This window comes from Pseudonocardia thermophila (genome assembly GCF_900142365.1).
Taxonomy (GTDB): domain Bacteria; phylum Actinomycetota; class Actinomycetes; order Mycobacteriales; family Pseudonocardiaceae; genus Pseudonocardia; species Pseudonocardia thermophila.
The window spans coordinates 70,444-96,284 of record NZ_FRAP01000017.1; the positions used below are offsets into that span (position 1 = coordinate 70,444).

Genomic DNA, 25,841 nt, shown 5'->3' on the forward strand with positions numbered 1-25,841 from the left:
CGACGGACGGGATCTCGATGGTGGAGCAGATCGGAAGCGTTGGTCTGTCGCGGCGAAGCCTGCTTCGCGCCGCGGCGATGATCGGGGCGACGACCGGCGTCGCCTCCTTGATGGCCTCTTGCGGCGTGGCCGACGGCGGCTCGAGCTCCGGCGACGGGGAGCGCAGCGGCGGCACGCTCACCCTGGGCATCGACGGCACGAGCGCGATCAACGACCCGGCGTTCTACACCACCGTCGGCGACTGGATGGCCGTCGACTGCATCTGCCGCGGCCTGACCTTCATCTCCTTCGAGACGACGGAGGTCCAGCCCGACCTCGCCGAGTCCTGGGACATCTCCGCCGACGGCACCACCTACACCTTCCACCTGCGCAAGGGCGTGAAGTTCCACGACGGCACCGAGCTCACGTCCAAGGACGTCGTGGCCAGCTTGAACCGGCAGTTCAACAAGGACGACCCGACCCTGCCCAAGGGTGCCAGCCGGCCGCTGAGCTCCCTGAACGCGACGATCCGCGCGATCGACGACATGACCGTCGAGCTGAAGCTGCCCCGCCCCGACGGCACCACGCTCGCCCGGCTCTCCGACATCGGCGGCCGGATCATCTCCGCGGCTGCGCTGGAGAAGTACGGCGCCGACATCGGCAAGAACCTCGTCGGTGCTGGACCGTTCAAGTTCGTGTCCGCGACCTCCGGCCAGCAGGTCGTCCTCGAGGCCTTCGACGAGTACTACAAGGGCCGCCCCGGCGTCGACCAGCTGGTGCTCAAGCAGGTCCAGGACCCCTCGACGATCGTCAGCTCGCTGATCAGCGGTGACATCTCGGCCACCCAGTTCACGCCGTTCTCGGCGGCGCCGCGGCTGCGCAACGACGACAACGTGACCGTGTACGACACGCCGTTCGGCTTCGACGCGATCATGATGCTGGACGCGCGCAAGCCCGCGCTGAAGGAGCTCGAGGTCCGCCAGGCGATCAACTACGCGATCGACCGGCAGGCGATCATCGACCAGGCCTTCTTCGGCATCGCCGGCCTGCCCAAGGGCTACGCCATCCCGCCCGCGCAGCCCTGCTACGACGAGAGCCTGGCCGACCTGTCCGCCTACGACCCGGACAAGGCGCGCGAGCTCGTCCGGTCGGTCGGCGCGGAGGGCCGGACCCTGCACATCATCGCCGCCAGCGACTCGTGGCACCCGAAGGCGGCGCAGATCGTCAAGCAGAACCTCGAGGACGTCGGCTTCAAGGCCGAGATCGAGACGGTCGAGCCCGCGACCTACTTCTCGCGGATCTTCGACACCAACGGCCAGTTCCACGAGCTGATGATCTGGGAGCGCAACTCCTACGTCCCCGACCCGGACAACATGGTCGGTGCGATGGCCAGCCCGTCGCAGGCGGTCTACAGCAACGCGGCCAGCGGCCTGGGCACCCTCGCGGGCGCGGAGGTGTTCGACGAGCTGCTCTACCAGGCGAAGAACATGCCGTCGGGCCCGGAGCGCACCAAGCTGTACTCGGAGATCCAGCGCAAGTGGGCGACCGAGTACATGACGCTGGTGATGCTGGCGGTCGCCACCAACTTCACCGTGAGCGGCGCGAACGTGAAGGGGCTCAACGTCGACGCGCTCTCCAACTTCCGGTGCTTCCCGGAAGGCGCGCGTGTCTGAGCAGTCCGCGCTCCGCGTGTCGCGGGCGGCGGCGCCGGCCTCGGGCCGCGCCGCCGCCCTGCGGCGGCGGTACCGCCTGCTCCGGCGCCCCCTTGCCCTGGTCAGCTGGGCGATCCTGGTGGCGGTGCTGGTCATCGGGTTCTTCGGGCCGCTGGTCACCGACCTCGACCCGCTCCGCCAGACCAGGGAGGCCTTCCTCCCGATCGGCTCGCCCGGCCACCCGCTGGGCACCGACGACCTCGGCCGCGACGTGCTCGCCCGCATGATCTACGGGGCCCGACCGCTGCTCGTCGTGTCGCTGGTGGCGACCGCGCTGGCGGCGGTCCTGGGCATCGGGATCGGGCTCGTGGCCGGCTACTTCGGCGGCCGCGTGGACTGGTGGCTGATGCGGCTGATCGACCTCGCGGTCGCCTTCCCCTCGATCCTGCTGATCATCCTGATCGTGGCCGGCATGGGTGCGGGCGAGACCGGCCTGACCCTGGGCATCGGGCTCGCCCTCGCCCCGGGATTGGCCCGGCTCGCCCGGGCGCTGGCCCTACGGGAGTCGGCGAAGGACTACGTGAGCGCAGCGCAGATCGGCGGAGCGCGCACGCCCGGGATCATCCTCACCGAGATCCTGCCGAACGTCGCGGGCCCGCTGCTCGCGCAGTCGATCATGACGCTGTCCACCGCCGCCGGGTTCGCCGCCGGCCTGTCCTACATCGGCCTGGGCATCCAGCCGCCGACCCCGGACTGGGGCTACATGGTGGCCGCCGGGCAGGAGTTCCTCTTCAACGCGCCGCGGCTGGTGCTGCTGCCCGCGCTGGCCACGCTCGTGTTCGTCGTCGCCTGCAACTTCGTCGGCGACGATCTCCGTGACGTGCTCGACCCGAGGAGCAACCGGTGAAGCGCGCGCTGCTGCGGCTGCTGGCCGTGATCCCGGTGCTCCTGGCGCTGTCCACGATCGTGTTCCTCGCGATGCGGTGGATCCCGGGATCACCGGCGACCTCGCTGGCGGCGGGCGGGAACATGAACGCCACCGCGGAGGAGTTCACCCAGAGCGAGGAACGCATCCGGGTCGCGCTGGGACTGGACCAGCCGCTGTGGAAGCAGTACCTGACGTTCCTGGGCGACCTGGTCACCCTCGACTTCGGCACCTCCTTCTACGGCTCCAACTCGGTGCTCAAGCTGGTCGGGGAGGCCCTGCCGGCCACCATCGAGCTGACAGTCGCCGCGATGCTGATCGCGATCCTCATCGGGGTCGTGACCGGGGTCATCGCGGCGTGGAAGAAGGACACCGTCGTCGACGGGGCCATCCGCGTCGGTGCCACGGTCAGCTTCTCGCTGCCCTGGTTCGCGCTGGGGATCCTCGGGGTGGTCGTCTTCGGGGTGGTGCTGGGGTGGCTGCCGATCATCGGCCGCCTGCCCAACAGCCTCGGCTACCACCCCACGACCGGCTTCGTGCTGCTCGACGCGATCCTGCAGAACCGGCCGGAGCTGGTCTGGCCGTGGGTCAAGCACCTGATCCTCCCGGCGACCACGCTGGCGCTGTCGATGGCCGGGTTCATCACCCGCATCGTGCGCACGGCGGTGCTGGAGGTGCTGGGCGACGACTTCGTCCGCACCGCCCGGATGAAGGGCCTGAGCGAGAGCGCCGTCCTGCGCCACCACGTGCTCCGCAACGCGGCGCTGCCGATCGTCACCGTCCTCGGCCTGCAGTTCGGTGCGCTGCTCGGCGGATCGCTGATCACCGAGATGGTGTTCGCCTACCCCGGGGTCGGCAACCTGCTCGTCTCCGCGGTGCACCAGCGCGACTACCCGATCGTCCAGGGCGCCGCGCTCGCGGTGGCCTTCCTCTTCGTGATGGTCAACGTCGTGGTCGACCTGCTCTACCTGGTCCTCGACCCCCGTCTGCGAAAGGTGACCGCATGAGTGCCAACGGCCACCCGGTCGGCATCGTGTTCGTCCACGGCATGGGCGGCACGGCGAGCACGTGGGCGCTGGTCGAGCCGTTGCTCAAGGAGCGCGGCCACGCGACGGTGTGCGTCACCAACCCGTTGACGACGCTCTCCGCCGACGTCGCCGCGACGACGCGGGCGATCGACGAGCTGCCCGAGGGCCCGGTCCTGCTCGTCGGCCACTCCTACGGCGGCGCGGTCATCACCAACGCCGGCCGCGATCCGCGGGTGGCGGGCCTGGTCTACGTCGCCGCGTTCGCCCCCGCCGAGGGCGAGTCGGTCAACCAGATCGTGGAGCGCTACCCGCCGGCCGAGGCCGCCAAGTACATGCTGCGCGGTCCGAACGGGGAGTGGCGCTCCGACGGATCGGCCGCCTACTGGGCCGAGGTCGCCTTCGACCTGCCGGAGCACATGCGGGACACGATCGCGGACGAGCGGCGCGACTCGGCGAACGCGATCTTCACCGAGCCGACCGGCGAACCGGCGTGGGCCACCCGGCCGACCTGGTACGTCGTCGCGGAGTCGGACAAGACGCTGCGCCCCGACACCCAGCGCGACATGGCGCGGCGCACCGGCGGCGCGGTCTACACCTTCCCCGGCAGCCACTACACGCCGTGGACGCAGCCGGTCCAGGTGGCCGGGGTCGTCGCCGCGGCCGCGGACGCCGTCGCCGCCGGTGCCCCGCTGCCGAGCACCGTCGAGGCGGGGAGCGGATCGTGACCGCCGTGTCCGACGTGTCCAAGACCGGCGAGCCCGCAGCGAACGGCCGCGTCGCCGGTGACGAGGTGCTGCGGGTGCGCGACCTGCACGTCACCTTCGACGTCCGGGCCGGCCGGCTCCCCGCGGTGGCCGGCGTCGACCTGACCCTGCGCCGCGGCGAGGTGCTGGCGCTGGTCGGCGAGTCCGGGTCGGGCAAGTCCGCGCTGTCCATGGCGCTCGTGGGCCTGAACCGGGGCCCGCGCACCACGATCACCGGCAGCGTCGAGTTCAACGGCATGGACCTGGTCCGCGCCTCCGACCGCGAGCTGCGCAAGGTCCGCGGCAACGGCATCGCCGTGGTGTTCCAGGACGCGCTCGCTGCGCTCAACCCCCTGCACCGCGCCGGGGCCCAGGTCGCCGAGATGATCACGACGCACCGCGCGGTGGGCAAGGACGCGGCGTGGAACCGCGCGATCGAGCTGTTTACCGACGTCGGCATGGCCGATCCGCACCGCGCTGTGCGGGCCTACCCGCACGAGCTGTCCGGCGGCATGCGGCAGCGGGTGATGATCGCCCTCGGCCTGGCCAACAACCCGGACGTGCTCATCGCCGACGAGCCGACGACCGCGCTCGACGTGACGATCCAGGCCCAGGTGCTGGAGGTGCTCAAGGAGCTGCAGCGCGAGCACCACACGTCGATCATCCTGATCACCCACGACCTGGGCGTCGTCGCGGAGGTCGCCGACCGGATCGCGGTGATGTACGCCGGGCGGATCGTCGAGTACGGCACCCGCGACCAGGTGCTCTTCGATCCGCAGCACCCCTACACCCGCGGCCTGCTGGACGTGGTCCCCTCCCTCACCGGACCGGTGACCGGGCGGCTCTCGGCCATCCCCGGCAGCGCGGTGACCGGGGTGGAGCGCCCGCCGGGCTGCGCGTTCGCACCGCGCTGCCGCTTGGCCGGGCCGGAGTGCGAGCAGCCGGTGGAGCTGCGGCAGCGGGGCGGCGAGCAGGGCCACCTCGACGCGTGCACCAAGGAGGACCACCGGTGACCGCCGTGGCGGGGAAGCCGACCCGGACACCGTCGAGCACGGCGCTCGTCGCGGTCGACGGCCTCACGGTCGAGTACCGGCGCGGCCGGGAGACGTTCGAGGCGCTGCGCGGGGTGAGCCTCGACATCCACGAGGGGGAGACGCTCGCCCTCGTCGGCGAGTCGGGCTGCGGCAAGTCGACCTTCGGCCGGACGCTGCTGCGCCTGGAGCGCGCGACCGCGGGGGAGGTCCGCTACCGCGGGGTCGATCTGCTGAAGCTGCGCGGGGTCGAGCTGCGCCGCACCCGCGCCGAGCTGCAGATGGTCTTCCAGGACCCGTTCTCCTCGCTCAACCCGCGCCGCAAGGTCGTCGACATCGTCGCCGCGCCGCTGCGCCACGCCCGCGGCATGAGCAGAGCGGAAGCGCGCGCGGAGGCGCTGACGATCCTCGAGCGGGTCGGGCTCGGCGCGGAGGCCGCCAACCGGCGGCCGGCCGAGTTCTCCGGCGGGCAGCGCCAGCGCATCGGGATCGCCAGGGCACTGGTGTCGCGGCCGCGGTTCGTGGTCGCCGACGAGCCGGTCTCGGCGCTCGACGTGTCGGTGCAGGCGCAGGTGGTCAACCTGCTCGCCGATCTCGCCGACGAGTACCTGTTGACGGTCCTGTTCATCTCGCACGATCTCGGCGTGGTGCGCCACGTGGCCGACCGGGTCGCGCTGATGTACCTCGGACAGATCGTCGAGATCGCCGACCGGGACGTGTTCTTCTCCGGCCCCGCCCACCCCTACGGCGAGGCGCTGCTGTCCGCGGTGCCCGTCGTGGAGCGCACCCGCAGCCGCGAGCGCATCGTCTTGGGCGGCGACCTCCCCGACCCCGTGCACCCGCCGGCGGGGTGCTTGTTCTCCACCCGGTGCCCGCTCGCCGACGAGCACTGCCGCACCGCCCGGCCCGAGATGCGCGACATCGCGCCCGGGCGGCAGGTCCGCTGCCACTACCCGAAGGGATTCTCGTGATCATCGACGCCTACAACACGACGCAGGACGTCCGGGGCCGCTCGGACTACCTGACCGGTGCGCGTCGGGGTGAGGCGCCGCCGCCGTACGTGCCGTTCGATCCCCAGCGGATCCTCACCCGCATGGACGCCGCCGGCGTCGACATGGCGATGATCTGCTCGCTGGCCCAGCGCATCGAGAACGACCACATCATCAAGCTCGTCCGCCAGCACCCGGACCGGTTCTTCGGGTTCGGCATGGTGCTGCCGCAGGACGACCACTGCCTCGACGAGCTGCAGCGCATCCGCGACGAGGGCCTGGTCGGGCTCAAGCTGCACCCCAGCCTGCACGGCTACCACGTCGCCGACCACGGCCTGCTCGACCCGATCTTCGACAAGTGCGCCGAGCTGGGCATGCCGGTGCTGATCAACGCGCTCGACGACGCGTTCTGCCACCCGCTGGCGATCGAGGAGGTCGCCAAGCACTACCCGACCGTACCGACGATCATCGCCCACATGGGCGCGGTCTGGAACGTGCCCGAGGCGATCATCGTGTCCGAGCGCAACCCGCACATCTACCTGGAGACCTCGGCGACCCTGATCGCCGACGTCCGCCGCGCCTACGCCCGGCTCGGCCCGGAGAAGCTCCTGCTGGGCACCGAGTGGCCGGGCTCGGACTTCGACCTGGAGCGGATGAAGATCGCCAAGGCGATCCCGGACGAGGCCGACCGCGCCCTCGTCGAGGGCGGCAACATGGCCAAGATCCTCGGGCTGGCGAAGTGACGGTGCTGGACGCGCGGCCGCAGGCCGTCACACCGCCCGCCGAGATGCCGCCGCAGGACGTCGCGCTGCTGCGCGCCGCGGAGGACCTGCTGGCGCGGGTCTGGGTGGGCGGACGGCACGAGGTCGCGACCGCGCTGCGGCTCGCCGACGGCTCGGTCCACCGGGGCGTGCACCTGGAGGGCTCGTGCCGGCGCAGCTCGATCTGCGCGGAGGGTGTCGCGATGGGCGCCGCGCGCACCGCGGTGCCGGACGGCCCGCTCGCGATCGAGGCCGTGGTGTCGGTGCAGATCAAGCCGGCCGGTCGGTTCCGGATCATCGCGCCCTGCGGGGTGTGTCGGGAGTTGATCAGCGACTACGCCCCCGATGCCCGGATCTGGCTGACCCGCCCCGACGACGACGCCATCGTCACCCGGCCCGCCCTCGGCCTGCTGCCCGACAAGACCCGGCGGGCCTGGTGACCCGCACGACGACTCCAGGAGAGGACATGAGTGAGCCGCAGGTGGTCCTGCGCCAGGACCCGCAGCCGACTGGGCGGCCGATCCGCTGGGAGGAGCTGACCTACCCGGCGATCGCCGAGCTCGTCGATCGGATCAACGCGATCATGATCCCGGTGGGCGCCGTCGAGCAGCACGGCCCCCACCTGCCGCTGAACGTCGACACACTGATCACCACCGCGGTGACCGAGGCGGTCTCCGCGGCGACCGGCGTGCCGCTGACGCCGCCGCTGTCGTTCGGCGTGTCCGGCTCGCACGGCGCGTTCCCCGGCAACATCACGATCCAGCCGGAGACGATGATCGCCTACGTCCACGACGTCCTGGAGTCGCTCTACGCCAGCGGCGTCCGGCAGTTCATCACCGTCTCCGGGCACATCTGGAACCACGGCGCTCTGGACGTGGCGCTGGAGAAGCTGCGCGTCGCCCACGATGACGTCCGGGTGCGGGCGATCGCCTACGTGACGATGTACCCCGGGCCCGAGGTCGACGGCCGCGTCACCTACGGCCGCGGCCTGATGCACGCCAACTACTTCGAGACCTCGGTGATGCTGCACCTGCGTCCCGACCTGGTCCACCTGGAGCGGGCGACCTCGCACCTCGACGTCGACAGCTTCTGGGACTACCGGATGGACCAGGTCAGCGAGGTCGGAGTGTGGGGCCGCGACGTCCACCTGGCCACCGCCGAGCACGGCAAGGACGAGTTCGAACGGTGCGTGCGCACCACCGCGGAGGCGGTGGCCGCCGCCGTCCGGGAGCCGTGGCCGTCGCGGACGCACCGGCCCACCAGCTGACCCGACAGGAGACTCACGTGAAGATCTACGACCTCACCCTCCCCATCCACCCCGACATGCTCCACTGGGGCAAGAAGCCGGAGATCCACATCGTCGAGTCGATCGAGCGCGGCGACGCGTCCAACGTCACCCGCTGGCTCATCGGCGCGCACACCGGCACCCACGTGGACGCCCCGCACCACTTCGTCAACGGCGCGCAGGCGGTCGACGAGATCGAGCTGGAGACCCTGGTCGGGCAGACCGCCGTCGTGGACATGCTGGGGGTCGAGGGCGACATCACCGTCGACGACCTGGAGGCCGCGGGGGTGCGCGGCAAGGAGCGCGTCCTGTTCAAGACCACCAACTCCGCGCCGGGCGGCCCGCTGCACCTGACCGAGAAGGTCCCCGACTGGGTGGGCGTGACGCCGGACGCGGCGCAGTGGATCGTCGACAACGGGGTCAAGCTGGTCGGGATCGACTACCTCACCATCGAGGCGCCCTCCCACACCGACACCTGGAAGACCCACGACGTCCTGCTGCGCGCGGGCGTGATCATCGTCGAGAACCTGGTGCTGACCGACGTCCCCGCGCAGGAGCACTTCATGGTGTGCCTCCCGGCGAAGCTGAAGGGCGCCGACGGCGCCTTCGCCCGGACCGTGCTGATCGACCAGGACTGAGCGGTGCCGACGAAAGCTCACTCGGTCGCGGTCGCGGCGCCCCACCAGGCGGCGGTGGACGCCGCGGCCGAGGCGGTCGCGGCGGGCGGCTCCCCGGCGGACGCCGCCGTCGCTGCGGCCGCCGTCCTCGCGGTCGTCTACCCCCACCAGTGCTCGCTGGGCGGCGACCTGATCGCGCTGGCCCGCCCTGCCGGCACCGGCGAGGTGCACGCGGTGCTCTCCGCCGGCGCGGCCCCGCGGAACATCGACGTCGCAGCGCTGCGCGCGGCGAGCGACCGCATGCCGCCGGGCGGGCCGCTGTCCGTGACGGTGCCGGGCGCGGTCGCGGGCCTGCGGGAGATCTCCCGGCGCTGGGGGCAGCTCGCCTGGGCCGACCTGCTCCGCTCGGCGATCCGCTTGGCCCGGGACGGTGCCCCGGTGAGCGCCGGGATGGCCCGCGCGATCCGGTCCCGCGCCGAGGTCCTCGACCGCGACCCCGGGCTCGCGGCGCTGGTGCGGCCCGGCGGCCGGTCACTGTCGGAGGGAGAGCGGTTCGTCCAGCCGGCGCTCGCCCGGACGCTGGAGCGGGTCGCAGAGGATCCCGACGGCTTCTACCGCGGCGCGCTCGCCGCCGACGTCGCCGCGGGGCTGGCCGCCCTCGGCTCCCCGGTCGACGCCGACGACCTGGCCGCGCACGAAGCTGAGGTCACCCGGCCGCTGACGGCCGAGCGCGCCGGGAGCCGCTGGTTCGTCGCGCCGCCCCCGAGCCAGGGTGCGCTGTTCCTCGCCGCGCTCACCGGGGCCCCCGACGGGACCCCGGCCGCCCTGGTGCGCAGCGCTCGCGCCGCCGAGCTGGCGCGCGACGCCCACCTCGGCGATCCGCGGGGCGGCCCGATCGACGTCGACGCGCTGCTCGCCGGGCGGTCCGAGCCGGGCGCCGCTCACCCGGTGCCGGTCGCGGCCGGGGACACGGTCGCGGTGACCGCCGTCGGCACCGACGGCACCGCGGTCTCACTGATCATGAGCGTCTACCAGAGCTTCGGCGCCGGGATCATGGACCCCGCCACCGGGCTGATCTTCCACAACCGCGGCTCCGCGTTCCGGCTCGAGGCCGGCCACCCCGGCGTGGTCGGCCCGGGGGTGCGGCCGCCGCACACGCTCTGCCCGGTGATCGGCCAGGCCGACGGCATCGTGGTGGCGCTGGGTTGCCAGGGCGGCCGGGCTCAGCCGTGGATCCTCGCCCAGGTGGCCGACGGCACGGTGACGTCCGACGACCTGACCGGGCTCGTCGGGCGGCCGCGCTGGGTGATCGGATCGCGCGAGTTGGGCCGGCAGCGGCCGACGCTGATGGCTGAGCCGGGAGCGCCCGAGGCGGCGGCCGAAGCCGCCCGCGAGCTGGGGCTGGACGTGGCCGCCTGGCCGGGACCGGACGACGACGCCGGGCACGTGCAGGTCGCCCGGGTGCGCGGTGGCATCCTCGACGCGGCGAGCGACCCGCGTGCGGACGGACGGGCGGTCGTGGCGTGAGCGGCCTGATCATCCGCGGGGACGTCCACACGCGTGATCCCGGGTGCCCGCGCGTGGAGGCGGTCGGCATCGCGGGCGGGACGATCGCGGCCCTGGGGACCGCGGCGGAGGCCGCCGCTGCGCTGCCCGGCGCCGAACTGCTGGACCTCGGCGGGCACGTCCTGCCGGGGTTCGTCGACACCCACGTGCACGCCCAGTGGCTCGGCCGGAGCCTCTCGTGGCTGGTGCTGGACGACGCCACGTCGATCGGCGAGATCCAGCGGCGGCTGCGGGCCGCCGCCGACGCCGAGCCGGGGGACACCTGGATCCAGGGCGATGCCGGGTTCTCGATCACCGATCTCGCCGAGGGGCGGCTGCCGACGGCCGACGAGCTGGAGGCGGCGGTACCGGGGCGACCGGTGTTCCTGGATCGGCGCGGGCACGACGCGCTGATCAACCGCACGGCGGCGCGCATCGCCGGGCTCGGCGACGACCACGACGGCCTGCTCCAGGAGCACGCCCAGGTGGACCGGGTCCGCCGGCACGTCCCCGCGCCGGACGAGGCGACCCGCCGCCGCTGGGTGGCGGCCGGAACGGCGGAGCTGCGCCGGCACGGCATCACCCGCGCTCAGGACCCTGCGGTGACCGCGGACGACTTCGACGTGTGGGTGGACGCCCACCGCCGCGGTGAGGTGCACGTGCGGATGACGCTGATGCCGCTGGGCGGCCCCGACGTGGCCCCGCAGGCGCTGCACGCCCGCGCCGCGCAGGCGCTCGCCGGGGTCGACCCGGCGTTCCTGGCACGGGGCCCGGCGAAGCTGTTCCTCGACGGCGGCGGCTCGCTGGGCACCGCGATGCGGCACCGGCCGTGGCCGCGGACCGGCAGCAGCGGCGTGCAGTCCACCCCCACCGAGACGCTGCGCGCCTACGCGGCGCACGCGGCGGCGACGGGGGAGGGGCTGGGCGTCCACGCGGTGGGCGACGCGGCGATCGACCTGGTCGTGGACGTGGCGATCGAGACCGGCGCCTGCCGCAGCGTCCACCTCATCCACGCCTACCTCGCGCCCACCGACGCGGCGATCCGCCGCTGCGCGGAGCACGGCATCGCCGTCTCGGCGCACCCCGCGCTGTACTGGCAGGTCGGCCCCGACCTGCTCGACCAGCTGCCCGAGGAGGAAGTGGCCGCCAGCAACCCGCTGCGGCGCTGGCTGGACGCCGGCGTCACGGTGCTGGGCGGGTCCGACGCCCCGGGCCCGCCGGTCGGTGTGCTGTTCGGGATGTGGCAGGCCCGCAGCCGCCGGGTGCGCGGGCACGAGGAGCCGCTGGGCCCCGAGCTCGCCGTGAGCGCCGAGGAGGCGCTGGCGATGTTCACCCCCGATCCGCTGCGGGTCGGTGGTCCGGCGGACCTGGCGGTGATCGACGTCGATCCGCTGCACCCGGACCCCGGCGCGCTGCTCGACGGGAGCGTGCTGGCCACGGTCGTCGCCGGCCGGGTCACCGAGTTCCCACAGGCTGCATGACGACCCGACGGGTCGTGTGAAGGAGTTGAAGACGACGTGCGCACCGAACTCCCGCCCCTGCCCGAGCTGCACGGGCTGTTCATCGACGGTTCCTGGGTGCCGGGCGAGGAGCACTTCGAAGTGGTCGACCCCGCGACCGAGGAGGTGCTCACGCGCGCGGCGCAGGCCACGACCGAACAGGTCGACCGCGCGGTGCGCGCCGCGCGGACGGCGTTCGAGGAGGGCCGCTGGACCGGGCCGGCCCCGCTGCACCGCACCGCGGTGCTGACCCGGATCGCCGAGCTGTTGGAGGAGCACCACGAGGAGCTGGCCGTCCTGGAGACCCGGGACAACGGCAAGCCGATCGAGCGCGCCCGCCAGGACGTGCAGAACAGCATCAACACGTTCCGCCACTTCGCCGGCGCACCGGGACGGCTGTACGGGCGGACGATCCCGGTCAGCTCCCCCGGACAGCACCACGTCTACGTCACGCCCGAACCGGCCGGGGTCGCCGCGTTGATCCTGCCGTGGAACTTCCCGATCATGACCGGGGCGTTCAAGATCGCCCCGGCGCTCGCGGCCGGGTGCTCGGTGGTGGTGAAGCCCGCCGAGCAGACCCCGCTCACGATGCTGCGGCTCGCCGCGCTCGTCGCCGAGGCCGGGGTGCCCGACGGGGTGTTCAACGTCGTGACCGGCGACGGCCGGGTCGGCGCGGCGCTCGTCGCCCACCCCGGGGTCGACAAGGTCAGCTTCACCGGCTCGACGGAGGTCGGCCGGCTGGTGGCTGAGGCGGCTGGGCGCCGGCTCACCCCGGTGACGCTGGAGCTCGGCGGCAAGAGCGCCAACATCGTGTTCGCCGACGCTGATCTCGACGCGGCGGTGACCACGGCGATTCGGGCCTCGTTCGGGCACTCCGGCCAGATGTGCACCGCGGGCAGCAGGCTCCTGGTGCAGTCGTCGATCGCCGCGGAGTTCCGGGAGCGGTTCGCCACCGCGGCGCGCGAGGTCCCGATGGGTGATGGGCTCAGCGGCGGTATCTCGGTCGGGCCGTTGGTGTCGGCCGAGCAGCGCGCCCGCGTGCTGTCCTACGTCGAGAAGGGCACTGCTGAGGGCGCTGAGCTGCTGGTCGGCGGCGGCACCCGGAAGGAGCGCTTCCCGGTCGGGTTCTACGTCGAGCCCACCGTGTTCACCGGGGTGCGCAACGACATGGTGATCGCCCGCGAGGAGATCTTCGGGCCGGTCGTGTGCGTGGTGGAGTTCGCCGACGAGGACGAGGCCGTCGCGATCGCGAACGACTCCGCGTACGGGCTGGCGGCCGGGGTGTGGACCCGGGACCTGGCCAGGGCGCACCGGATCGCGGCGCGGCTGCGGGTCGGGACCACGTGGGTCAACACCTACAACGTCTTCGATCCCGCGCTGCCGTTCGGCGGGTTCAAGGACAGTGGGATCGGCCGTGACCTGGGTGACGAGGCGCTGCTCGGGTTCACGCGGTCGCGCGCCGTGGTCGTCGGGCTCTGAGGCGCAGCCCACCATGAAGATCCGAACCCGAGGGACACATCTAGGCTTACAATGGATCCATATTTTTAAAGTTTGGATCCTAAGGGTGGTGTGGTGACGGTGCCGGGGCAGGAGTCGGCGGACTTGATCGACGTCGCTCTCGAGCGCGCCCGGACCCGCGGCGTGGCGTTCACCCGCCACTTCAACGCCGCAGGCTCGGCGCTGCCGAGCGTCGGGGTCGTGCGCGCCGTCGTCGACCACCTGCGCCGTGAGGAGGAGGAAGGCGGCTACGAGGCCGCGGCGGCGGTGCGGCCCCAGGTGGAGGAGATCTACGACCTCGCCGCCCGCGTCCTCGGCTGCCACCGGGACGAGATCGCGCTGGTCGACAGCGCCTCGACCGGGCTGCGCGTGGTCGTCGACGCCCTGGACGTCGGGCCGGGGCACCGCTTCCTCGTCAGCCGCTCCACGTACGTCAGCCACGCGCTGCACCTGATGAGCCTCGCCGCCCGGGTCGGTGCCGAGCTGTCGGTGCTGCCCACCGCCCAGGACGGGTCGGTCGATCTCGCGGTGCTGCGCGACCTGCTCGCGCAGGCGGGCGATCGCCGCGACGTCGTGTGCGTCGCGCACGTGCCCACCTCGTCCGGGCTGGTGGAGCCGGTCGCCGAGATCGGGGAGCTGGCCCGCCGACACGGCGCGCTCTACGTCCTCGACGCCACGCAGTCGGTCGGGCAGCTGCCGGTGGACGTCGCCGCGATCGGCTGCGACGCGCTGGCCACGACCGGCCGGAAGTTCCTCCGAGCACCGCGCGGTACAGGCGTGCTGTACGTGCGGCGGCGGTTGATCGAACAGTTGGAACCGGCTGCGCCCGACGTGCGCGGGGCGGAGTGGACGGGCGACCACGAGTGGGAGCTCGTCCCGACCGCGCGCCGCTTCGAGACCTTCGAGTGCTCCACCGCGGCGCGGCTCGGCCTCGGCGTGGCGCTGCGGGAGCTGCTCGATCGCGGGGTGCCGGCGACGGCCGCGCACCTCGCGACGATGACCGAGCGGCTGCGCAGCGGACTCGCGGCCATCGAAGGGGTCACGGTGCAGGACCCCAAGGCCGCGGCGTCGGCGATCGTCACGTTCACCGTCGACGGCGCGGAGCCGGATCGCGTCAAGGAGCGGCTCGCGCGCCACCGGATCAAGGTGGTGACCGTCCCGGCCGGGCACGGGCAGTGGGACCTGGGTTTTCGCAAGCTCGGCGCCGTGGTGCGGGCGTCGCTGCACGTCTACAACGACGAGCACGAGGTGGCCGCGATGCTGGACGTGGTCGAGGCGATCGCGCGCGAGGCGCGGCAACCGGCGGGGAGGACGCGATGACGACCCGCGGCGGCCGGGACCGGTTCGGCCCCCTCGGCACCACTGTGGGAGGAGACGGATGAGCAGGCACTGGAGCGACCCCCTGACCGAGGCCGAGCTGACGGAGGTGGTCGAGCTCATCAAGGCCGATCCACGGGTCGGGTCGCGGCCGCGTTTCTGGGGCGTCGCGGTGGAGGAGTCGCTGGCGCGCTCCCTCGCCGACGACCAGGGGCGCCCGGTCCGGGCGGTCGTCCTCAACCCCGACACGCACCAGGCGTGGGAGGTCACCGGGTGGACCTCCGGAACGGATCGCACGGCCTCCCTCGGGTCGTGGTCGGCCGTGGACAACCGGCGGGTGGGCATCTCCTCGGAGGAGGCCCGCATGGCCGCCCAGGCCTGCCGTGAGGATCCCCGGTTCCAGCAAGCGCTGAAGAAGCGCGGCATCGACGATCCCTCGAAGGTGTGGGTCGACCCGGAGTCGATCACCGGCTTCGAGCCGCCGGAGTACGCCGACCGCAGGCTGGCCTGGGGTTCGGTCTGGCTGACCGAGGGTGAGCGCGACAACGGCTACGCCCGTCCGGTGGCCGGCCTCGTCCCGATCATCGACCTGGAGCGGCTGGAGATCGTCGAGATCGAGGACCACGGGGTCTTCCCGATGGCCCCCGAGCACGGCAACTACGCCGAGGGCGTGTGGGGGCCGCCGCGCGAGGTGGCGCCGCTGGAGATCATCCAGCCGGATGGCCCCGGCTTCTCGATCGACGGCTACCAGGTCACCTGGCAGAACTGGCAGTTCCGGATCGGCTTCACCCACCGCGAGGGCATGGTCCTGCACGACGTCGTCTACCGGGACGGTGACGATGTCCGGCCCGTCATGAAGCGCGCCGCGGTGAGCGACATGTACGTGCCCTACCTCGACCCCGACCCGACGGCGTACCGGAAGAACTTCTTCGACTGGGGCGAGTACGGGGCCGGGCCGCTGGCCCCGTCGCTCGAGCTGGGCTGCGACTGCCTGGGCGAGATCCGCTACTTCGACGCGGGCGTGATCAACGGGCACGGCGAGCCCCGCACGATCAAGAACGCGGTGTGCCTCCACGAGGAGGACTACTCGGTCCTGTGGAAGCACGTGAACAGCCGCACCGGCCACGGCGAGGTGCGCCGCTGCCGCCGCCTGGTGGTGTCGTTCTGGGCCACGGTCGCGAACTACGACTACGGCTTCTACTGGAACTTCTACCAGGACGGCATGATCGACCTGGAGATCAAGCTCACCGGGATCATGTCCGTCTCGGGCATCGCCGACGGGCAGAAGCCGGAGTACGGGCGGCTGGTCGCGCCCAACGTGCAGGCGCCCAACCACCAGCACTACTTCGGGCTGCGCCTGGACATGGCCGTCGACGGTCCGCTCAACAGGCTGTTCGAGGTGCACGCCGAACTCGAGCAGGACGACGCGCTCAACCCGTACGGCAACGCGTGCCGGATGGTGCGCACGCCGATCCGCCGCGAGAGCGAGGCTGCGCGCAGCACCGACCCGGCCCGGGCGGTGCACTGGCGGGTGGAGTCCACCACGCGCGTCAACCGGTTCGGCGACCCCACGGCGTACCGGATCGCGCTGCCGAACACTGCGCGCCTGTACGCCCGGGAGGGCAGCGTCGCCGCGCGGAAGGCGCCGTTCGTCGCCAAGCAGCTGTGGGCGAGCGCGTACGACCCGCAGCAGCGGTTCATCGCCGGCGAGTACCCGAACCAGGGTGCGCTCGGCGACGACGGCGTCCACGTCTGGCAGCAGGCCGACCGCGACCTGGACGGCGCGGAGCTGGTGCTGTGGCCGGTCGTCGGTGTGCACCACGATCCGCGTCCCGAGGAGTGGCCGATCATGGCGGTCCACCGGATCGGGTTCCGGCTCGAGCCCGACGGGTTCTTCGACCGCAACCCGTCCCTCGATCTGCCCCGCTCGCGCTCGACCCACTCCACCGACGGCTCGCACTGCTGCAGCGCCGAGCCGGCGGGAGGTGCGGCGACGGCGTGACGGGGTGGCCCGGCCTGGCCGAAGGCCCACCGGCCAGGCCGGGACCCGGACGTGGAGGGGCGGCCGTCGCGGACGCCGATCGCGACGGCCGCACCGATCGGTGGTCGGGTCCTCCGATCGACCGACAGCGGGATCAACCGCGGCACCGGCCGTCCGCCCGACGGTGGCGGCGGCTGGTTCGCGGGAAGTTTGTGGCACCGGGGAAACACCCCGGGAACCACGACGAAGGAGTTGATCCCGATGACCACCACGACCGTCACCCCCGCCCCCGCGGCTGTCGAGTCGACGAACACCTGGGGCAAGGGCGTCGCCCTCACGCTCGCCGGCGTGCTGGCCGGCGCGGGTGTCGCCACCGGCCTCGTCCTGGGTCTGGGCGGCAACAGCGCCGCGGCGACGCAGCCGCAGCCGGTCGCGCAGCCGAGCACGATCATCATCGACGACGGCTCATCCCCCGCCGGGGCGAGCACCGGGGGGAGCGTTGTCCACCACGACGTCACCCCGCTCACGCCGCCCACGCCGCCTGCTCCGCCGGTGAAGCCGTCGGCGGCGATCGAGACCCTGCAGAAGGAGCTCGGGCAGCTCAACTACTACGAGGGCCCGATCACGGGGATCATGAACGCGCAGACCAGGCAGGCGATCACGTACCTGCAGCGGGACGCGGGGCTGCCGCAGACCGGCCAGATGAACGCCGCCACCCAGGCCGCCCTGGCGAACTTCCTGGCCCACGGCAACAACCAGATGAACACGATGAACAGCTGAACAACCGCGTTGTCGAGCCCCATGTGCGAAGCACGTGGGGCTCGGCGCGTTCAGGGTGCTCCGCGGCGTCGCGGGTAGTGCACGGGTACTGCCGCCGAAAAGTCGCGATCATGCTGCCGCAACTCTGGTCGGTCCGGATGATTGCGCAGTGTTGACGGCCGCAACTCTTGCGCGATGCGGTTCCGCGCACCCCGCGGTCCACTCCGAGCGGACGAAAGGCCGTTCGGTGCATCTGGGGTGTGGTACCCCGCGGGCGTTCGGCCGGCCGTCGCAGGACCTCACGATCGTGCGTCCGGTGCACCCCGACGACCCCGCCGAGCAGCTGCCGCCGTGCGTCGACCGTCGGACGAGGTCGACAGTCAGGCCGAGTCTTTCCCGCAACCCTGCCGAAAAGGTGGGGAAGGCTGGTGTCCCGTACCGTGGAGGAAGGCCTCGCGTGCCGTTCCTGGCCTTTCGGGCAGGTTCGGTGCGGCGGCCGCGGAAACGGTTGGAGGAGAATCCGGTGGATTTCCAATTCACGCCCGAAGTGCTCGAGCTGCGGGAGCGCCTCGAAGACTTCATGGCGGAGCACATCTACCCCAACGAGCGGCTCTTCCTGGAGCAGACCCAGCTGGCCGGCCCGTACGGGCACGCCCCGATCCTCGACGAGCTGAAGGTGACGGCTCGGGCGGCCGGGTTGTGGAACCTGTTCCTGCCCGTCGAGGCGGGCGGCACGTTGACCAACCTCGAGTACGCGCCGTTGTGCGAGGTCATGGGCCGCTCGCCGATGGCGCCCGAGGTGTTCAACTGCGCGGCGCCGGACACCGGCAACATGGAGGTGCTCGCCCGCTACGGCACGCCCGCGCAGAAGGAGCGGTGGCTGCAGCCGCTGCTCGACGGCGAGATCCGCTCGGCGTTCGCGATGACCGAGCCGCTGGTCGCCTCCAGTGACGCGACGAACATCGAGACGTCCATTCACCGGGACGGCGACGAGTACGTCATCAACGGCCGGAAATGGTTCACCACCGGCGCCACGGATCCGCGGTGCAAGATTCTGATCTTGATGGGTAAGACGGATCCGGATTCGCCGGATCGACACCGTCAGCAGTCGATGATCCTGGTGCCCGCCGACACCCCCGGGGTCCGCGTGATCCGGCCGCTGCCGATCTTCGGCTACCTGGGCCAGCTGGACAAGGCGGCCGAGGTCGTGTTCGAGGACGTCCGCGTGCCGGTGGAGAACATCCTGCTGGGGGAGGGGCGCGGCTTCGAGATCGCGCAGGGCCGGCTCGGGCCCGGGCGCATCCACCACTGCATGCGCTTGATCGGGCTCGCCGAGCGTGCCCTGGAGCGGATGTGCCGGCGGGCCGACGCCCGCACCCCGTTCGGTGCGCCGCTGTCCGAGCAGACGGTCACGATGGAGCGGATCGCCGAGTCGCGCATCCTCCTCGAGCAGGCCCGTCTGCTCACCCTCAAGGCCGCCTGGGCGATGGACAACTTCGGCAACAAGGCGGCCCGCACCGAGATCGCGATGATCAAGGTCGCCGCACCCAACATGGCGTGCCGCGTGCTGGACTGGGCGCTGCAGGCGTTCGGCGGCGCGGGCGTGACGGACGACTTCGGCATCGCCGCCGCGTACGCGACTGCCCGGTTCCTCCGCCTCGCCGACGGCCCCGACGAGGTGCACCGCAACCAGATCGCCCGTCTCGAGCTGCGCCGGATCCGCGAGCTCGACCCGGCCCGAACGGGCGGCTACGCCGACGTCCTCGACCTCGCCGCCGCCGAGCGCGCGGGTGAGGTCGCCCGGCAGCTGTACGCCGGCAGCTGATTCGGCGGGGCAGGGCCGAACGGCCCTGCCCCGCCTGCTCGCCAGCCGCGATCATGGTTCGCGACGAACAACGGCAAGGAGGTCTCGGATGTCCGTTTCGGACCTGTTGTCGAAGGCTCGGGAGACGATGTCGGCCGGTCGCGTGTTCGGCGAGCCGATCCACAGCGACGGCGTCACCGTCATCCCGGTGTCGCGCCTCTCCGGTGGCGGTGGCGCGGGCGGCGGCGAGCAGCCCGCGGGCGGCGAGAACGGCCAGCCGGAGGGCCGCAGCTCCAACTCCGGGGGCGGCTTCGGCCTCGGCGTCGCTCCAGCAGGCGTGTTCGTGATCAAGGACGGGAACGTCTCCTGGCAACCCGCCGTCGACGTCAACCGCATCGTCGTCGGCGCGCAGATCGTCGCCGCCGTCGGCCTGCTCGTCCTCCGCAGCTGGCTGAGAGCCCGAGCCGCGCACAAGTGATCCACGCCGACCCCGGCGCCGTGACCTGTGTCCCGGCGCCGGGGTTTCGCGCCTCTGATCCGAGTGTGGTTCACGGTGGTCGGGGTTTCGGTCGTCGTTTCCTTCTCGGTCGTTCGGTGGTCACCACGCGTTCGACGTCGTCGGGATCGGTGATCCCGCGAGCGATCAGGGCGTCGACCAGGGCGTGGGCGGCGGCGAGCATGGTCTGGTCCTGTCGCGCCACCGCCGCGTCGGCGTGTTGGGTGGCGACCGCGAATCCACCGAAGGCCTCGTCCAGCGAGGCGGGTGCCGCGGCTTTCCGGACGTAGCGGCGGGCACCGACGATCTCCCGGGCCCCCGGGCGGCGGAGGTTCCGGGAGCTGCGGTGGGCACGGTGGGGTGTGCGGGAGCGTGGATCTTCTGCCGTTTCGTGGCGGGAACACGGGCTTTCCCGCCCAGATCTCCCCGAGCCCTAGGGCTTTGCCCTGGTTGTGCGCAGCAGCACGCGGTCAACCGAGTGAAATGAAGGCTCCACCGTCGGTCGGACGCCCACCCGCGAGGGCCCTGCGGCACCACCACGGCGGCCGAGCGGCGGTGGAGCGGCCCGGGGTACCACCGGAGGGAGGACCGGGTCCGGGGCAGCGCCCCGGCGGGGTTCCGGGGCAGCGCCCCGGGCCCAACCCCCGTACGCCCCAACGAACCCCCGACATCCCCGACAAGCCCCGTACACCCGGCGACGCGCGGACTTCCGTCCGTCGACCCCCGCGAGCACCCGGACCGCATCACCCGCGACACCGCACGCGAAACTCGCCACACCGACCGCCGAACTCGCCGGACGGGACGCGAGACTCGCGGCCCCCGACCGTACCTACGGCGTCACGACCGCCCGCCCCTCGATCTTCCCCTCCCGCAGGTCCTGATAGGCCCGCAGGGCCTGATCCAGCCCGTACACGGACTGCGAGGTCTTCACCAACCCCCGCGCCCCGAGGTCCAAGACCTCGACCAGCTCGGGTCGCGTCCCCCAGTACGTCGTCTGCACGCTGACCTCGTAGGGCACCCCGAAGAACGAGACGGGCAGAGTGCCCCCGCCGATCCCGACGATGGTCAGGTCCCCGAGCGACCGCGAGGTCGACGCAGCCAGGGCGAGCGTGGAATCGCTCCCCACGAAGTCCAGGACGACATCCGCCCCTCGACCCGCCGTGTACGACCGGATCTCGGCTGCAGCGTCATCCCCGGCGGGCACGACGTGATCAGCACCGAGATCCAGAGCGAGCCGCAGGGCGGCGTCACGGGTGTCGACCGCGACGACCCGAGCCGCTGTGGTCGCCTTCAGGATCTGCACTCCGATGTGCCCGAGCCCGCCGACTCCGATGACGACCGCGGTGGCCCCCGGCACCAGCTTCGGCCACGACCGCCGAACGGCGTGGTACGGCGTCAACCCGGCGTCGGTGAGCGACGCGGCGTCGAGCGGATCCAGCCCGTCCGGCAAGGGCACCAGGTGCCGAGCGTCGGGCACGAGCATGAACTCGGCCATTCCGCCGTCGAGGCCGAGCCCGCCCCCGCCGCTCGGCACGGGCGCGTTCGCCTGGTCCTCGCAGTAGGTGTCGATGCCCAGCCGGCAGCGCGCGCACGTGCCGCAGCCCCACGGCCCGTACACAGCGACCGGTTGCCCGATCTCCAGGCCGGTCACGCCGTTGCCGAGCGCGTGCACCCAGCCGGCGTTCTCGTGGCCGAGGGTGAACGGCGGCTCCCACGGGAGCATGCCGGGGGAGAAGTCGTGCATGAGGTGCAGGTCGGAGTGGCACACCCCGGCGGCCCCCACTCGGATCACGACCTGACCGGGACCGGGTTCAGGCCGCGGGACCTCGACGAGCTCGGGTTCGGACTTCCAGTCCAGCAGGCGCAGCGCACGCACGGTCATCCCTCTCGATCCGGTTCGGCGTTCTCGCTCTGATCGTTCGGGAACGGGGCTGCTGCGGGCAGGGTCGACGGACTCGGGCCGGACCGGCCGGACGTCCGGCTTCCCGCGTCGAGGTGGGGACGGACGTCCCGGGCGGCGCGGGCCGTCCGGCCCGAACCGGTGACGAGCACGCCCAAGGCGAAGCAGACCACCACCGCCCCGACGGCCAGGACCGGCGCCTTCAGCTCCGCGGGCGCCGGCAGCGGCCGCAGCGCCACCGCGAACGCCAGCAGCACCGGGCCCTGGACCACGAACGCGACGTACGCGCCCCGGCTCCAGCGCGGAGCCCGCTCGCGCCGCTCGGCGATCCCCACGAGCCACAGCGACCCAGCGACGACGAGGAGCGCCTCGACCACCGTGGTGCAGGCCGACTGCCAGTGCCAACCACCCAGGTACGGGCCCATGTCGCGGGCGGTGTCCCGCAACCCGGTGGCCAGCGCCAGCCCCGGCAGCACCACGAGCGTGACCCCGGCGGCCAGCCCGCACCCGCGCCGGATCCCGTCCGGGACGTGCCCCGCCCAGCCGCGGCGGGCGGCTGCGATCCCGAACAGGAACATCCCCGCGCACTGCGGCCACTGCCACAGGTGCAGATCGGCGAGCTGGCCGCTGCGGGCCGGGAACACCAGCCGCACCGCGAACGACGCGGCCGCGATCAGCACGACCACCCGGGCCACCCGCCGGCCGGTGAGCGGCGAGCCCTCCCGGCGCGGCACCGGGCGCACCGCGTACCAGGCCGCGAACGCCGCGCAGTACATCAGCAGCACGAGCGCGAACCACAACGAGCCCGAGTCCAGCAGTGGGTCGCGGTGCGTCAGCACCCACCAGAACGTCACGCCGCGGCCGTCCGCGGTGTAGGCGAGCCAGACCGCCGCCGGCCAGACGAGCAGCGCCGACACCAGCCACGGCAGGCCCAGCCGCACCGCCCGCGCCGACACGTACCCGCGCGGGCCGTGCCGCTGCAGCGACGACTCGGCCAGCATCCCCGAGACGAAGAACAGCGTGCCGATCACGAACAGCCCGGACGGTCCGAGCAGCGCGGCGAGCATGAGTTCGGTGGGCGGTGCGAACGTCACCTCGTGCACCTCGTCGTACGCCCAGCCGCCCACCGCGGAGTAGCCGAGCAGGGCGTGGCCGGCGATCACCCAGGCGACCAGGGCCGTGCGCACGGTGTCCAGGTGCGGGTACGTGCGCGGTCTCATCATCCGCTCCGGCGCTTGACGAGCGTGTCGACGACGAGGACGGCGGGCACGACGAGCGCGGCCAGCGCCCACCCGAGCGGGGTCGGCGCGGCATGGCCGAGCACGCCCGCCACCTGTGGGACGAAGAGGAAGACGCCGAGCACGACCAGCTCCACGGCGAGCGCGGCCGCCAGCAGCGGGTTGCCGTGCAGCGTCCAGCGGCCGACCCTCCGTCGCTCGCTGCGGCAGGCCGCGGCGTTGGCCAGCTGCCCGAGCACGACGGTCGTGAACGCGGTGCCGGACGCGGCGGCGAGCAGCGCGGGGGAGGGGGTGACACCCCAGGTCCAGCCGCCGGCCAGCAGGACCGTGAGGAAGGCCCCGAGCTGAACAAGCGCCTCCGTCGGCCCGAGGATCCCGAAGGCCCGCGTGAGCACCCGCCGGTCGACGAGCCCACCCGTCCGCGCCGGTCCCTTCAGGACGGTGGCCGACGGCGGCTCGGCGCCGAGCGCGAGTGCGGGCAGCAGGTCGGTGCCGATGTCGATCGCCAGCACCTGCAGCACGCCCAGCGCGAGCGGCACCCCGCCGCCGGACAGGGCCCACAGCAGGAACGGCGCCGTTTCGGCGACGTTGTCGGTGAGGTGGTAGGTCAGGAACCGCCGGATGTTGGCGAACGTGGCCCGCCCGTGGCGGATCGCGGTGACGATCGTGGCGAAGTGGTCGTCGAGCAGGACCAGGTCGGCGGCCTCACGGGCGACGTCGGTGCCGGTGCGGCCCATCGCGATGCCGATGTCCGCCTCCCGGAGCGCGGGACCGTCGTTCACGCCGTCGCCGGTCATCGCGACCACGTGGCCGCGGGTCCGCAGGGCGCGGGCGATGCGCAACTTGTCCTCCGGCGTCGCGCGGGCGATCACGGTGCCGTCGACGTCGATGAGCGCGCCCAGCCGGTGCTCGTCCTCCGGTAGGTCGGCGGCCACCAGGACCCGACCCGCGGGCGTGGCGAGCCCCACCTCGCGGGCGATCGCGTGCGCGGTGGCCGGGTGGTCGCCGGTGATCATCATCAGGTTGACCTGGGCCTCGCGGCAGGCCGCCACCGCCTCGGCCACGCCCGCGCGCGGCGGGTCCTCCAGGCCGACCAGCCCGAGCAGCGCGAGGGCGCCCTCCACCTGCTCGGCCGGGGCGTCGGGCGCGGCACCGGGCGGGAGCGGGCCCGCCGCCACGGCGAGCACTCGCAGGCCCGCCGCCGCGAGTTCGTCCGCCGCCGCGTTCGCGCCGGGCGCCGCGCACAGCCGCAGCACGGCCTCGGGCGCGCCGGTGACCACTACTGTCTCCTCGCCGGGCGGGCCCACGACGACGCACGTGCGGCGCCGCTCGGGATCGAACGCGATGCGGCGCGATTCGGGCCGGTCGGCCTCGTCGCGCTCGACGTCGACACCGCAGCGCAGCGCGAGCACGTGCAGGGCGACCTCCATCGGATCGCCGACGGGGGTCCACGTGCCGTCGTGGTCGACGGCGCGGCCGGTGCCGCACCGCGCCGCGGAGCGGGCCAGTTCGGTCACCGCCGCCCGGGTCGCGGCCGGATCGGGACCGGCGGGGTGCACTGCGCCGTCCGGGCGGTAGCCGGTGCCGTCCACCGTCGCCTGCCCGGCGGGAGTCCACACGCGCGCGACGCTCATCTCGCCCGCGGTGATCGTTCCGGTCTTGTCCGTGCAGATCACCGTGGTCGAGCCGAGCGTCTCCACGGACTCCAGCCGGCGCACGAGCGCGTTCTGGCCGGCCATGGTGTGCGCGGCACGGGCCAGCGACAGCGTCACGGTGGGCAGCAGCCCCTCGGGTACCAGCGCGACCGTGACCCCGACGGCGAGGAGGAAGCCCGCGGTCGCGTCCATGCCCAAGAGCAGCGCCACCGCGAAGAACACTGCGCCGACGCCGACCGCGAGCGTCGCCACCACCCGCACGACCTGGGCGAGCCGCACCGCGAGCGGGCCCGGCCGCCGGGTGCGTTCCCGGGTGAGGGCGGCGATGTGCGCCAGCCGGGTCGCCGATCCCGTGGCCAGCACGACCGCGCGGGCGCTGCCCTGCACGACGAACGTCCCGGCGTACACCGTCGACCCGGCAGGCGGATGGAACGGCACGCTCTCCCCGGTCAGCATCGATTCGTCGACGGTCAGCCCGTCGATCTGCTCGACAGCGAGGTCCGCGCAGATCCGGTCGCCCGCCGCCAGCAGCACGACGTCGCCGCGGACGAGGTCGCGGGCCGGCACGTCGACGCGGCGCCCGTCCCGCAGCACGGTGACGTGCTGGGGGAGCAGCGACTGCAGCCGTTGCCCGGCACGGTCGGCCCGGTACTCCTGCACGAACGCGAACGCCCCGTTGATCACCACGACGACGGCGATCGCGATCGCCAGCTGGGGCAGGCCGCCCAGCCACGCCAGCCCGGCGGCGACCCACAGCATGATCGCGAAGAAGTGCGTGAGCTGCCGCAGCGCCAGCAGCACCGGCGAGGGTGGGCGGCGAGCCGGCAGCTCGTTGGGGCCGTCGGCGGCGAGCCGGCGGGCGGCCTCGGTGCTCGAGAGCCCGCCGGCGGCGGTCACCGGCGGTACCTCCTTGACGACCGCGCTCCGTCCAGCATGTCGCTCGCTCACGACAGCACGGTCGCCCGCCGGCGCGGTCCGGGCCACGGGTGAACGCCGTGCGGTGGCGGGGCCGGACGTCACCCCCCCGGTGAGCCCTCCGGCCCCGGCCGGGACCCTCGATCCGGGTGCGCCGGGGGCGCTGTGCCCTGCCGGCCGGCGCCAGAGGTGCGAGCATCGGTGCCGAAGGGCGTGCCGGTTCGA

The 25,841-nt window shown here is 72.9% G+C and carries 21 protein-coding genes; 18 read left to right on the plus strand and 3 right to left on the minus strand.

Annotated elements, in window-relative coordinates; genetic code table 11:
- The first annotated feature begins 77 nt into the window (after nucleotides 1-77).
- From BUE41_RS21085 to BUE41_RS21170, 18 genes are all read left to right on the plus strand, one after another.
- Nucleotides 78-1,652 (plus strand): ABC transporter substrate-binding protein, encoded by a 1,575-nt coding sequence (locus BUE41_RS21085; RefSeq protein ID WP_200804048.1) that lies wholly within the window; start codon nucleotides 78-80, stop codon nucleotides 1,650-1,652.
- Entirely contained in the window at nucleotides 1,645-2,538 is an 894-nt protein-coding gene (locus BUE41_RS21090) for an ABC transporter permease (protein ID WP_073458888.1), read from the plus strand. The genes BUE41_RS21085 and BUE41_RS21090 overlap by 8 nt, the downstream gene beginning before the upstream one ends.
- The gene (locus BUE41_RS21095) at nucleotides 2,535-3,563 is read left to right on the plus strand and encodes an ABC transporter permease (RefSeq protein ID WP_073458889.1); all 1,029 of its coding nucleotides are present in this window, start codon (nucleotides 2,535-2,537) and stop codon (nucleotides 3,561-3,563) included. Before BUE41_RS21090 ends, BUE41_RS21095 begins: the two co-directional genes overlap by 4 nt.
- Nucleotides 3,560-4,309, plus strand: coding sequence for an alpha/beta fold hydrolase (locus tag BUE41_RS21100; protein WP_073458890.1), 750 nt, complete (start codon nucleotides 3,560-3,562; stop codon nucleotides 4,307-4,309). Before BUE41_RS21095 ends, BUE41_RS21100 begins: the two co-directional genes overlap by 4 nt.
- On the plus strand, nucleotides 4,306-5,340 hold the full coding sequence (locus BUE41_RS21105) for an ABC transporter ATP-binding protein (RefSeq protein ID WP_200804049.1): 1,035 nt from the start codon (nucleotides 4,306-4,308) through the stop codon (nucleotides 5,338-5,340). Before BUE41_RS21100 ends, BUE41_RS21105 begins: the two co-directional genes overlap by 4 nt.
- The gene (locus BUE41_RS21110) at nucleotides 5,337-6,329 is read left to right on the plus strand and encodes an ABC transporter ATP-binding protein (RefSeq protein ID WP_084755513.1); all 993 of its coding nucleotides are present in this window, start codon (nucleotides 5,337-5,339) and stop codon (nucleotides 6,327-6,329) included. The genes BUE41_RS21105 and BUE41_RS21110 overlap by 4 nt, the downstream gene beginning before the upstream one ends.
- On the plus strand, nucleotides 6,326-7,090 hold the full coding sequence (locus BUE41_RS21115; protein ID WP_073458891.1) for an amidohydrolase family protein: 765 nt from the start codon (nucleotides 6,326-6,328) through the stop codon (nucleotides 7,088-7,090). Before BUE41_RS21110 ends, BUE41_RS21115 begins: the two co-directional genes overlap by 4 nt.
- On the plus strand, nucleotides 7,087-7,548 hold the full coding sequence (locus tag BUE41_RS21120; RefSeq protein ID WP_200804050.1) for a cytidine/deoxycytidylate deaminase family protein: 462 nt from the start codon (nucleotides 7,087-7,089) through the stop codon (nucleotides 7,546-7,548). Before BUE41_RS21115 ends, BUE41_RS21120 begins: the two co-directional genes overlap by 4 nt.
- Nucleotides 7,549-7,574: 26 nt before the next feature.
- Nucleotides 7,575-8,375 (plus strand): creatininase family protein, encoded by an 801-nt coding sequence (locus BUE41_RS21125; RefSeq protein WP_073458892.1) that lies wholly within the window; start codon nucleotides 7,575-7,577, stop codon nucleotides 8,373-8,375.
- A gap of 17 nt (nucleotides 8,376-8,392) precedes the next feature.
- The gene (locus BUE41_RS21130; RefSeq protein ID WP_073458961.1) at nucleotides 8,393-9,031 is read left to right on the plus strand and encodes a cyclase family protein; all 639 of its coding nucleotides are present in this window, start codon (nucleotides 8,393-8,395) and stop codon (nucleotides 9,029-9,031) included.
- A 3-nt stretch (nucleotides 9,032-9,034) separates the two neighbouring features.
- The gene (locus BUE41_RS21135; protein ID WP_073458893.1) at nucleotides 9,035-10,537 is read left to right on the plus strand and encodes a gamma-glutamyltransferase; all 1,503 of its coding nucleotides are present in this window, start codon (nucleotides 9,035-9,037) and stop codon (nucleotides 10,535-10,537) included.
- Nucleotides 10,534-12,036: an amidohydrolase gene (locus tag BUE41_RS21140; RefSeq protein WP_073458894.1), complete on the plus strand. Its 1,503-nt coding sequence runs from the start codon at nucleotides 10,534-10,536 to the stop codon at nucleotides 12,034-12,036. The genes BUE41_RS21135 and BUE41_RS21140 overlap by 4 nt, the downstream gene beginning before the upstream one ends.
- 36 nt (nucleotides 12,037-12,072) lie before the next feature.
- The gene (locus BUE41_RS21145; RefSeq protein ID WP_073458895.1) at nucleotides 12,073-13,533 is read left to right on the plus strand and encodes an aldehyde dehydrogenase family protein; all 1,461 of its coding nucleotides are present in this window, start codon (nucleotides 12,073-12,075) and stop codon (nucleotides 13,531-13,533) included.
- 93 nt (nucleotides 13,534-13,626) lie between these two features.
- Complete coding sequence (locus tag BUE41_RS21150; protein ID WP_159444942.1) at nucleotides 13,627-14,871, plus strand: aminotransferase class V-fold PLP-dependent enzyme; 1,245 nt, start codon at nucleotides 13,627-13,629, stop codon at nucleotides 14,869-14,871.
- A 58-nt stretch (nucleotides 14,872-14,929) separates the two neighbouring features.
- Nucleotides 14,930-16,870 (plus strand): primary-amine oxidase, encoded by a 1,941-nt coding sequence (locus BUE41_RS21155; protein ID WP_073458896.1) that lies wholly within the window; start codon nucleotides 14,930-14,932, stop codon nucleotides 16,868-16,870.
- A 240-nt stretch (nucleotides 16,871-17,110) separates the two neighbouring features.
- The gene (locus BUE41_RS21160) at nucleotides 17,111-17,629 is read left to right on the plus strand and encodes a peptidoglycan-binding domain-containing protein (RefSeq protein WP_143172279.1); all 519 of its coding nucleotides are present in this window, start codon (nucleotides 17,111-17,113) and stop codon (nucleotides 17,627-17,629) included.
- A 502-nt stretch (nucleotides 17,630-18,131) separates the two neighbouring features.
- Nucleotides 18,132-19,433 (plus strand): acyl-CoA dehydrogenase family protein, encoded by a 1,302-nt coding sequence (locus tag BUE41_RS21165; protein WP_084755520.1) that lies wholly within the window; start codon nucleotides 18,132-18,134, stop codon nucleotides 19,431-19,433.
- Between the two features lie 88 nt (nucleotides 19,434-19,521).
- Entirely contained in the window at nucleotides 19,522-19,890 is a 369-nt protein-coding gene (locus BUE41_RS21170) for a spore germination protein GerW family protein (RefSeq protein ID WP_073458898.1), read from the plus strand.
- Between the two features lie 847 nt (nucleotides 19,891-20,737).
- On the opposite strand, the gene BUE41_RS21175 is transcribed toward BUE41_RS21170, so the two are convergent.
- The 3 genes from BUE41_RS21175 to BUE41_RS21185 are packed head-to-tail and all read right to left on the minus strand — an operon-like array spanning nucleotide 20,738 to nucleotide 25,649.
- The gene (locus BUE41_RS21175) at nucleotides 20,738-21,784 is read right to left on the minus strand and encodes an NAD(P)-dependent alcohol dehydrogenase (RefSeq protein ID WP_073458964.1); all 1,047 of its coding nucleotides are present in this window, start codon (nucleotides 21,782-21,784) and stop codon (nucleotides 20,738-20,740) included.
- A gap of 2 nt (nucleotides 21,785-21,786) precedes the next feature.
- A complete protein-coding gene (locus BUE41_RS21180; protein ID WP_073458899.1) occupies nucleotides 21,787-23,028 on the minus strand; it encodes an acyltransferase family protein in 1,242 nt (413 codons plus the stop codon).
- Nucleotides 23,028-25,649: a cation-translocating P-type ATPase gene (locus BUE41_RS21185; RefSeq protein WP_234997454.1), complete on the minus strand. Its 2,622-nt coding sequence runs from the start codon at nucleotides 25,647-25,649 to the stop codon at nucleotides 23,028-23,030. Before BUE41_RS21185 ends, BUE41_RS21180 begins: the two co-directional genes overlap by 1 nt.
- Nucleotides 25,650-25,841 lie beyond the last annotated feature (192 nt).

Excerpts from the sequence above, each read along its gene's own strand:
- BUE41_RS21085 (WP_200804048.1), top strand. The coding sequence starts at position 78 with ATGATCGGGGCGACGACCGGCGTCGCCTCCTTGATGGCCTCTTGCGGC.
- BUE41_RS21100 (WP_073458890.1), top strand. The coding sequence starts at position 3,560 with ATGAGTGCCAACGGCCACCCGGTCGGCATCGTGTTCGTCCACGGCATG.
- BUE41_RS21125 (WP_073458892.1), top strand. The coding sequence starts at position 7,575 with ATGAGTGAGCCGCAGGTGGTCCTGCGCCAGGACCCGCAGCCGACTGGG.
- BUE41_RS21155 (WP_073458896.1), top strand. The coding sequence starts at position 14,930 with ATGAGCAGGCACTGGAGCGACCCCCTGACCGAGGCCGAGCTGACGGAG.
- BUE41_RS21160 (WP_143172279.1), top strand. The coding sequence starts at position 17,111 with ATGACCACCACGACCGTCACCCCCGCCCCCGCGGCTGTCGAGTCGACG.
- BUE41_RS21170 (WP_073458898.1), top strand. The coding sequence starts at position 19,522 with ATGTCCGTTTCGGACCTGTTGTCGAAGGCTCGGGAGACGATGTCGGCC.
- BUE41_RS21180 (WP_073458899.1), bottom strand. The coding sequence starts at position 23,028 with ATGAGACCGCGCACGTACCCGCACCTGGACACCGTGCGCACGGCCCTG.